The 6,108-nt window shown below is 64.6% G+C and carries 8 protein-coding genes; 2 read left to right on the top strand and 6 right to left on the bottom strand.

Going from position 1 to position 6,108, the window contains the following annotated elements; all coding sequences use genetic code 11:
• Positions 1-56 precede the first annotated feature (56 nt).
• From QM590_RS25610 to QM590_RS25595, 4 genes are read right to left on the bottom strand one after another with little or no spacing between them, the layout of a single operon-like run.
• A complete protein-coding gene (locus QM590_RS25610) occupies positions 57-539 on the bottom strand; it encodes a Sec-independent protein translocase subunit TatA/TatB (protein ID WP_269596860.1) in 483 nt (160 codons plus the stop codon).
• Entirely contained in the window at positions 527-1,303 is a 777-nt protein-coding gene (tatC, locus tag QM590_RS25605; protein ID WP_269596861.1) for a twin-arginine translocase subunit TatC, read from the bottom strand. Before tatC ends, QM590_RS25610 begins: the two co-directional genes overlap by 13 nt.
• A complete protein-coding gene (locus QM590_RS25600) occupies positions 1,300-1,527 on the bottom strand; it encodes a twin-arginine translocase TatA/TatE family subunit (protein WP_094640695.1) in 228 nt (75 codons plus the stop codon). Before QM590_RS25600 ends, tatC begins: the two co-directional genes overlap by 4 nt.
• Before the next feature lie 33 nt (positions 1,528-1,560).
• The gene (locus QM590_RS25595; RefSeq protein ID WP_269596862.1) at positions 1,561-2,559 is read right to left on the bottom strand and encodes an intradiol ring-cleavage dioxygenase; all 999 of its coding nucleotides are present in this window, start codon (positions 2,557-2,559) and stop codon (positions 1,561-1,563) included.
• A 477-nt stretch (positions 2,560-3,036) separates the two neighbouring features.
• On the opposite strand from QM590_RS25595, the gene QM590_RS25885 reads away from it, so the two are divergent.
• Entirely contained in the window at positions 3,037-3,771 is a 735-nt protein-coding gene (locus tag QM590_RS25885; RefSeq protein WP_349307173.1) for an ABC transporter substrate-binding protein, read from the top strand.
• On the opposite strand, the gene QM590_RS25585 is transcribed toward QM590_RS25885, so the two are convergent.
• The gene (locus QM590_RS25585) at positions 3,749-4,369 is read right to left on the bottom strand and encodes a class I SAM-dependent methyltransferase (protein WP_269596864.1); all 621 of its coding nucleotides are present in this window, start codon (positions 4,367-4,369) and stop codon (positions 3,749-3,751) included. The genes QM590_RS25885 and QM590_RS25585 overlap by 23 nt on opposite strands.
• Positions 4,370-4,476: 107 nt before the next feature.
• Complete coding sequence (locus QM590_RS25580; RefSeq protein ID WP_269596865.1) at positions 4,477-5,577, bottom strand: GGDEF domain-containing protein; 1,101 nt, start codon at positions 5,575-5,577, stop codon at positions 4,477-4,479.
• Between QM590_RS25580 and QM590_RS25575 the strand changes: the two genes are divergently transcribed.
• Complete coding sequence (locus tag QM590_RS25575) at positions 5,546-5,980, top strand: hypothetical protein (protein ID WP_269596866.1); 435 nt, start codon at positions 5,546-5,548, stop codon at positions 5,978-5,980. The two genes, QM590_RS25580 and QM590_RS25575, sit on opposite strands and share 32 nt — an antisense overlap.
• Positions 5,981-6,108: the final 128 nt, after the last annotated feature.

Below are 6,108 nucleotides of genomic sequence, written 5' to 3'. Positions count from 1 at the left end.
GAACGGAAACTAACCGACGCCAAGGTCGGATCCACCGTTAATCTGACACTCCCGATTCAGCCGAGCGCGGTGTGGGTAGCACCGATCTCTGTCGCCATCGCCGAAGTAGCCGCTTTCGGTTGCAGTTGTGCCGCGATGCGACGCGGATCGTTCTGCGGGAGTGAGTCGATGAGAATGCGTCGGGGATGCGAGGAGGGCCCGGTGATGAGGTATTTCTGGCCGGGTCGTACGCGGGCTGCTTCGGCGAGGACCTGCTCCGATGGGGACTCGGTGTCACGCAGTTGGTTGGTGTCACGCAGTGCGTCGCTGACGATCCGGCGGGGGTCGTATTGCCGCAGGTTCATCGATTCCCATTCCGAGCGTCGGAGCGGAACACCTATTTCGTCTTCGGCCGCGGTGCGGGTGGTGTCGACGAAATGGCGCACGCTGCGTACGGCGCGGGTGAGTTGGTGCGCGTATCCGGGGAGGCGTTGGGGGCCCAGGACGAACCCGGCGATGATCGCGACCAGGAACAGTTTCTCGAAGGTCAAGCCGAACATGATGATAGCTCCGGTTTCGGTGGTGTCAGGGCGCGTCTGTCGTGTACCTCGGTGATCACGATTGCTGCGCCGAACAGTGTGGCCATGGGAACCGCGACCAGGAACATCGACAGGACATCGGCGGCGGGCGTGACGAGTGCACTGAACAGCGCGATGCCGACGACGCTGATTCGCCAGCTGCTGCGTAGCCTGCGTGCGGAAAGGATGCCGAGGCAGTTCAGCATCACCAGCAGTGCCGGAAGGACGAAGGCGATGCCGGTGGCCAGGACGATCTTCATGACGAAGTCGACGTAGTACGAGGCGTTGAGGATGGTGCTGTCCTGGTCGGAGGAGAACCCGGCGAGGACGCTGACCATGCGGGGGAAGATGGCGAACCCGAACACGCAGCCGGCGACGAACAGTGGAGCTGCGGCCGCGGAGAAGCCGTAGACGTACTTCTTTTCCCGACGCGTCATGCCGGGGGTGAGGTAGGCGAACAGTTCACGCAGCCACACCGGAGACGACACGATGACGCCGGTGAACAGGGCGATCTTCAGTTCGAGATCGAAAGCGCCGGTGACGGTTTCGAAGTTGAGGCTGGCCTGACGGGTGAGGGCGAGTTCTTCGACGGGTGCGCGCAGGATGTCGAGAATCTGGTCGGAGAGCGCGAATCCGATCGCGATGCCGACGAGCAGCGACACCGCCGCGCGAATCGCGCGGCGACGTGCCTCGCGTGCATGCGCGGCAAGCGGCATCACTCCCCGCGCGGCGGTGGCTGTGCTCACGAGGTGTGTCGGTACGGAACCGGCGTGGACGCAGCGTCGGCGAACACCGGAGCGGTCGTGTCGTCACGCGCTGTGGGCTTCTTCTCCTCGCGCACTTCGTCTTTCAGGATGCGCATCGACTGGCCGACGCCCTTCGCGAGTGACGGGAGCTTGGTGGAGCCGAAGACGAGCAGCAGGATGGCGAGAACGATGAGGGCATGCCAGCCGGTGAGGTTGTGCAACATGGTGATTCCTTCGGTGGTGTGAGGTAGGGGTGATCAGTTGGTGGGTGCGGTGCCTGCGGGTGGGCCACCGGCCGGGGGAGTGCCGCCGCCCATCGGGGACTGGCCGCCTCCGCCGCCGGAAGGGGCTGCGCCGGCGGTGGGTTCGGTGGTGGTGTCGATGGCGACGGCCAGCGATCCGACGTAGCCGGCGGTGGCGTCGCCCGAGAACGATCCCATCTGCAATTCGTAGCCGTCGCCGAACACGTTGTCGTTGTCGATGCTGCCGAGCTGCGCGAGGTTCTGCGCCGATGACGGGTAGGTGTCGAGCTCGTAGATCGCGTCGAGCATGTCCTGAGGGAATGCGATCTGCGAAGTGGCGATGGCGTTGTCCGCTGTGGTCGCCGAGGCGGCGTCGGGATAGACCTCGAAGTGAATGTGGGTCCAGCGGCCGCTGTAGCAACCGGGGACGATCGTGTCGAAGGTGACGGTGCCGTTGGCGTCGGCGGCCTGGATGCCGCGCAGGTACGTCTCGTCCTCGACTCCTTCCGAATACATCGAATACAGCCCTGCCGCATCGCATTGCCACAGGTACACGGCGGCGTTCTCGAAGGGGCGATTGTCGTTCGCCATGTCGGTGAGGGTGAGGTCGAGCGACAGGGGCACTCCGCCGACCGTGGTGCCGCCGTCGAGGCTGGAGGTGATGTCGCGGCGAACGATTCCCGATTCTTCGAGCACATTGACGCCGTTCGAGCCGTCGGCGGGGTAGGGGCCGTTGGTCTCGTCGGGGATCTCGCTGGTTGCGGCGGTGGCTGTGCTCGACGCGGTTGCCGTTGTGGCGGTGGCACTTCCAGAGTTCGACGTGCTCGAGCAGGCAGCCAACGCCACCGCGCCGGCCCCTGCGCCGACGATGCTCAGCACGCGGCGACGGGTGACGAGGGTGGTGATGTCGAACCTCGCGCCCTGGTCGACGACCTCCTCGGCGGGGCGATCGAGTAGCCGGCCCTCGTAGGCGGGTCCGGCAGAAGTGTTGGTGGGCTCGGGGATGCGGGTCATCGTCGTGGGTCTCCTTCGATGTGGCACTGAATGATTCGGTAGTGCCAATACTCTGGGACGTTGCGGTGAAGACCCTGAACCTCCGCTGCAAGGTTCCTGTGAGCGGTGTGGCCCGGATTTCCGATGGGAGATAGCTAAGGCTAGCCTTATCGGTAATGCCCTCTCGAGCTACAGGATTGTCATGACTCATCGCCTCACGTTCCGCTTCGCCGCAGTGTTCACCGCCGTGGCAGCCGCATCCATCGCACTGGTTGGCTGCAGCTCGTCCGATTCGACCGACAGCCCGACCGAGTCGCCGTCCACCGGCTCGTTCCCGCTGACCGTGCACCACATGTACGGCGACACCACGCTGGACGCGGTACCCGAACGGGTCGCGACATGGGGATTCGGCACCACCGACGCGGTGCTCGCACTGGGTGTCGTCCCGGTGGCGATGCCGTCGGCCGAATACGGCGGAGGTGACGATCTGATCTATCCGTGGGTATCCGACGCGATCGAGGCCTCGGGCGGCCCGGCACCGGTTCTGCTCGACAACGTCACGGACGCACTGTCCGTCGAGAAACTGCTCGCCACCGACCCCGACGTCGTGTTGGCCCCGCACTCCGGCCTCACCCGAGCCGAATACGACGCGGTGACCGCGGCCGGAGTTCCCGTCATCGCCCCGCCCGAGGAGCTGTGGTCGACGCCGTGGCGCGACGTCATCACCACCACCGGCGACGTTCTCGGAGTCCCGAGCGCGCACGCGATCTCGTTGCCGATCTGGATCGCCAGGTGCAGGACGCAGGCGCGCAGCATCCCGAATTCGACGGCCGCACAATCGCATACGTGTCCGAGGCTGCCGACGTGTACTACCTGCTGTTGCCGACGGACCCGCGAGTGGAGCTGCTCGAGAACCTCGGCTTCGCCTCACCGGCATCGGTGACCGATCTCGCGACCGACGATGCCACCTACTCGACGACCGTCTCGGCGGAGAACATCTCGAAGATCGACGCAGACGTCGTGTTCACTCAGGTCGACACCGAGGACGCTCTGCAGCAGTTCCTCGATTCGCCTGTGTCGCGTCAGATTCCGGCCGTCGCTGCCGGTGCGGTCGCCGGATTCGTCGGCCAGGAAGCCGGAGCCGCAGTGGGCCCGACGGCACTGTCGATTCCGTACTTCCTGCCGACACTCGTCGACGGACTTGCCGATGCTATCGCGGTGCCCGTGAACTGACCCGAAACACCGCATCGCGCAACGTTTTCGAGTGCACACCCGTCCCGCCGACGGTCCTGGAACGCTCGAGTGCGGTGTCGATGCGCCACGAGGAGGCGTCGAACAGGGCGGTGATGTCTTTCGCGGTGACGGTGGTCTCGTGCGGCGGTGTGCCATCGGGTGAATGATGGTGTGCGCCATCGTTCAGATGCCCGACGATGAGCAGTGAACCGCCCGGCGCGACCCACTGCGCGATGTGTCGATAGAACTCCAACTGTGGAATCGACGGATGCGCGTAGTGGGTCATCACCAGATCCCAACGCTCGGTGGGGTTCCAGGTCGTCAGGTCGGCTTCGATCCAGGTGACGTCGACCCCCGCTGTCTGCGCCTGCTGCGCGGCGGCCTGGAGGGCGGCTGCGGAGATGTCAGCACCGGTGACCTGCCAGCCCTGCTCGGCGAGCCAGATCGCTTCCGCTCCGGTGCCACATCCTGCGTCGAGCGCGGTACCGGGCGTCGATCCGGCTGTTTCCTCCACGAGATACGGATTGGCGGCGACGGTGTGGGATGTTCTGTCATCCCAATGGTGCTCCCAGTAGTCCTTGTCGAATGCGTGCGTCATCGATCGTCCTCTCCCGGTGGTGTGCCGATATCAGAATGACAGCCCGCGCGCAGGTGCGGCAAGTGTTGTTGCCGTATCAGCAAATCGGCGACGGTGCTCGCACTGTGTCAGTGAGGTGCGTCGGTGATCATTCGATTGCGGCCGGCGCGCTTCGCCTGAAACATCAGTGCGTCAGCTCTGTCGAGTGTGTTGCGAAGACCTTCGTTCGGTCGCTGGAGCGTGTATCCGGCCGAGAACGTCACCCCCGAAGGCATGGTGGCGGCTGCAAGAGCCTCGAGTGATCGAAGAGCATCGCGACGATCGCAGTTGCGGAGAATGATCACGAATTCCTCTCCGCCCCATCGTGCCAGGAGGCCATCGACGCCGATGCAGTTGCGGGCAGTCGACGCGAAGTCGCGGAGCAACGCGTCGCCGGCTGCGTGGCCGAAGTGGTCGTTGAACTGCTTGAAATGGTCCAGATCGAGAACCGCGACCACGGTGTCGACCGAATGGTCGTCGACGACGGACACCGCGTAGTCCGACCAGCCGCGACGGTTGAGTGCCCCGGTCAGTTGATCTGTTCGGGACGCAAGCAGGATGCCGTCCTCGACCTCTTTTCGTTCGGTGATATCGAGAGCGGCAGCGAGCGTCCACTCGGCATCGGCCGGACCGGTGAAAGGAACCAGAGTCAGTAGAACCCAGCGAATCTCGTCGTTCGGGCGAACGAACCTCACCTCGACTTTCACGGATTCTTCCGCGGCCGTCCCGGCGGCCATCAGGTCCTCGACGCTGCCGTGGAGCGGGAGGTCGTCCGGGTGAGTGTGCACCGTCGCGGATCGACCTATCAGTTCCGAGGAGGTCAAGCCGACGAGTTCGCAATAGGCGGCATTGACGTCGACGAAGAGCCCATCGGCGTCGGAGACAGCTTGCGCCACGGGGCTGGAGGCGAACATGCGCCTGTACCAGTGTTCCTCCACGACGCGACGACCCGCTTTCTTCCCTTTCCTGCACCGAAAGTCTAGTCGAGGTGGGGTCGAGCCCAACGGCACATGCGTCTGCCGGGAGCTCGGTTCGGCCGACTCTTGCTCAACTGTCGCTGGAAGGCAGCAAACTGGTACGAATGTACGACTTTCGGGAACCGTTCGTGCTCCCGCGCCGTCCAAGGGGTTGGGATGGCCGGCCGACGATGGGGTCTTGATGACGACGAAGTGGCGAGAAGTGACGAGCATCGAGTGCCAACAGGATTTCGACGATCTGCTCGACGTCTGCATCGACATCGCCGCCGAACGGATCACCGAGAACTGGGGCCTCCACCCGGTCGCTGTCGTCAACGATTTGTCCGGCGGGCAGCGAGTGCTCGCGCCGCTGCAGCCGGACGGAGGCGGGGCGTCGAACACTGCGATGCACGAGCAACTCGTCCACGATCTGCGAGCCGTCGCCGGGGATCTGCGGTCGTACGCCATCGTCTCCGACGTGACCGACGAGGAGGCGTCGGGCACATATCTCGAGGTTCTGCTCGAGCACCGTGAGTACGCAATGCGGATACTCGTCCCGTACCTGATGCCCGACGCCTCGACCTTCGATCTGGGTCCGACGAAAGCCTCGGTGGGGCAACGGTTTCTGTGGGGCTGACCTCTCCGCAAACGCGCGCGCCTTTGCCAGGTGCGCGCGAATTATGCCCGGATCGGGGGCAAATCCGAACGCGCCCTCTTTGCCAAGCTTCTGGTGAGTCATTCGAGAAGCTATGGAGGGTTACTGCA

The organism is Rhodococcus sp. IEGM 1372 (assembly GCF_030056835.1).
In the GTDB taxonomy this organism is placed as follows: domain Bacteria; phylum Actinomycetota; class Actinomycetes; order Mycobacteriales; family Mycobacteriaceae; genus Rhodococcoides.
Note: the sequence above shows the minus strand (reverse complement) of the source record. Positions and strands in the feature narration are given on the sequence as shown.